Origin of the sequence: Providencia sp. PROV150, assembly GCF_028481025.1 — a bacterium.
GTDB lineage: Bacteria > Pseudomonadota > Gammaproteobacteria > Enterobacterales > Enterobacteriaceae > Providencia > Providencia hangzhouensis.
In genome coordinates this window covers 1-1,037 of the sequence record NZ_JAMPPJ010000050.1, presented here as the reverse complement: position 1 = coordinate 1,037, position 1,037 = coordinate 1, and the positions used below count along the sequence as shown (strand labels likewise).

Below are 1,037 nucleotides of genomic sequence, written 5' to 3'. Positions count from 1 at the left end.
TGCCCACTGTCCTTATCATAATAGCGGAAGCGGTTGTAATACAACCCCGTTTCTCGGTCTTCATATTGACCTGCAAAACGGAAGTGACATTCGGTATAAGTTGGGTCATTGTCAGCAAGACCATCGCGGGATTGCCAAAACTGCATCTGTCCCCACGTATTGAGCCGCCCTGCCCAGCTAGCCTTACCCGCTTCTGTGAAAATCTCTCGGGGTGTCCCTTGGTGGTCGGTCACCACATAATGCAATTTGCCATTTTGATAGCGCGCCGTCGGTGTGATTGCACCCGGTTCATACAGCCATTGCACTTGCGAGTCATAAGCGATTGTCCCATCCGCATAAATCGGCGTTTCTTCCACCATTTGGTCGCCCGACCACAAATAGTGCCATGCCGTCACTTTGGGCTTAAGTTGGGGAAACAGTGGATTGATATGAGCCGCTTGGCTATCCACTGTTTGCGTTTTACTCAGCCTGCGACCAAACGCATCGTAGGTATAGCGCCAACAATCCCCTTTTGGTGTGAAGCATGCGGTCAGTTGGTTTTGAGTGTTCCACAGATAGCGCCACTCTTTTGGTCGATAGCCATGTTCATAAACAACCTTTTTCTCTAACCGCCCGTTGACATCGTAATGGTAAAGTTGATACCCCCTTGCCGTATCCCGCCGCGTGACACGTCCTGCTTGTTGTTGCTGGAATAACTGCAACATCGCCCCTTTCGCATCCGACGGCAATGTCATGTGCTCGGTGAGATTCAGGTTCGCATCATAAAGGAACTTTTCATCGCGATTGCCAATTTGGTTACTGTATTGGGTTTCGGTGATTTGGTCGTTCGCGTTATACCGATAAGTGGTTTGCTTCCAACGGTCATCTTCAATACGCACCACATTGTGTGCACGGTCGTATTGATAAGAACGATGCACATCAGTACAAAATGGCGGCTGCTGCGGATTCTGTTGCAGTGATTGCAAGAAGTTTTCACTGCCACGCCCCGCCCGTTGATGGGCGAGTAACCCGGTGGCGGTGTAATGGCTAGAGTTGAC

General features: G+C 50.2%; 1 protein-coding gene. It reads right to left on the bottom strand.

The window, feature by feature from the left end; genetic code table 11:
• Nucleotides 1-1,037, bottom strand: a 1,037-nt coding sequence (locus tag PSE83_RS20380; protein ID WP_272661066.1) for an RHS repeat domain-containing protein, incomplete at both ends; no start/stop codon positions are given.